2 protein-coding genes are annotated in these 1,634 nt (G+C 68.6%); one reads left to right on the top strand and one right to left on the bottom strand.

The features are described from left to right. On the bottom strand, window positions 1–1,102 hold a 1,102-nt coding region (gene dsdA, locus FKP22_RS29640; protein WP_141291799.1), incomplete at its 3' end, for a D-serine ammonia-lyase. Window positions 1,103–1,179: 77 nt separating this feature from the next. Here dsdA and FKP22_RS29635 point away from each other — a divergent pair. Then, a partial coding sequence (locus tag FKP22_RS29635) for a LysR family transcriptional regulator (protein ID WP_141291797.1) occupies window positions 1,180–1,634 on the top strand: 455 nt, incomplete at its 3' end.

Here is a 1,634-nt window from a genome sequence, read left to right as displayed (position 1 = left end):
TGCTCAGGCCGATGTCGTAGACCGAGGGTGGCTGCGGGTTGGCCGCCAGCGCAGCCAGCGGCGGCAGCGCAGCCCGGGCGCCCGCATGGTTCACCAGCAACTGCAGCAGGAAGCAGGGCGACTGCACCGGCTCGGCAAAGAAGCAGTGCACATTCGCCCCGAAATGCTGGCGCAGTGCCCAGGCCACGCCGCCTGGCGCACCGCCCACCCCGCAGGGCAGGTAGACGAGGAGCGGATGCGCAGCGTCCACCGTCCGTCCGGCGCTTTCCAGCTGGGCCGCCAGTCGCTCGGCGGCGACTGCATAGCCCATGAACAGCGAACTCGAGTGCTCGTCGTCGACAAAGTGGCCCTGCGGGTCGGCCTGCACGGCGCGCCGCCCCGCGGCCACCGCCTCGGCGTAGTCGCCTTCATGCTCCACCACCTGCACGCCACGCTGGCGCAGGCGTGCCTTCTTCCATTCCTTGGCATCGGCCGACATGTGCACCGTGGCCTTGAAGCCCAGTGCAGCGGCCATCACGCCGATGGCCAGGCCTAGGTTGCCGGTGGAGCCCACGGCCACCTGATGCGCGGCAAACAGCGCGCGAGCCGCTGGCGAGGCCAGCACGCGATAGTCGGCCAGTTCCAGATCCTGCTGCGGCAGCAGGCCATGGCGCAGCGCCAGCGCCTCTGCATGTTCCAGAACCTCGTGGATGCCGCCACGCGCCTTGATGGAGCCGGCCACCGGCAGCGCGTGGTCGGCCTTCACGAACAGCGTGCCCGCCTCGGCAGGCAGGCCCAGCGCTGCCTGCAGCGCCGGCACCGCCAACAGCGGGGATTCGATCAGCCCGCCGCTGGCCCCCAGGGCTTCGGGAAACAGCTGCGCCAGCAGTGGCGCGAAGCGGTTCAGCCGGGCCGACGCCGCCTGCATGGCGGCCAGGGACTCCTGCATGGCGCTAATGCCGGACTCGCCTTGTGGCGCGCTGTCGGGCGTGGTCGGAGGTGTTGCGTCCTGTGCCCAGAGCAGGGGGCGTGCGGCTTGCAATGTTGCCCAGTCCAGACCGGTTTGCCAGGGAAGCAGGGCGCTGGATGGGGAAATAGCGGAAGAGGCGGGTGCAAATGACATGCCTCATGCTCGCCTGGATAAGTGCGCCCGCGCAAGCCACTTATACTTGGCCATCTATTAGTAATAGCAATGGCAACATGGGTCCGACGCTGAATCCGTCCTTGTTATCCTGGTTGCGGTGCTTCGATGCTGCAGCACGGTGCGAAAGCTTCACCCATGCTGCCTCAGTCTTGTGCATCACGCAGGGCGCGGTGAGTCAGCAGGTCAAACAGCTGGAGCAGTGGCTGCAGCGGCCGCTGTTCTTGCGCAGCCCGCGCACCCTGCTTTTGACGCCCGAGGGGCTGCGCCTGGCGACTGTGCTGCGCGAGTCCTTCGACGCGCTGGAGGCGGCCCTGCTGCAACTGCGCAAACCCGAGCCCGGCGCGGCGCTGGCGCTGAGCTGCTCACCTTCGTTCGCCATGGGCTGGCTCACGCCCCGCCTGGGCGACTTCTTCCGCCAGCACGCGGCGCTGGACCTGCGGGTGATCAGCGAGTTCCAGGGGCTGGATCGCCAGCGCATGGCGCAGCTGGGCCTGGCTGCAGCCGTGCGCTA

The organism is Ideonella azotifigens (assembly GCF_006519715.1).
Lineage (GTDB): Bacteria > Pseudomonadota > Gammaproteobacteria > Burkholderiales > Burkholderiaceae_C > Ideonella > Ideonella azotifigens.
The sequence above is the reverse complement of the archived record's forward strand: the minus strand, read 5'-3'. Positions and strand labels throughout refer to the sequence as shown.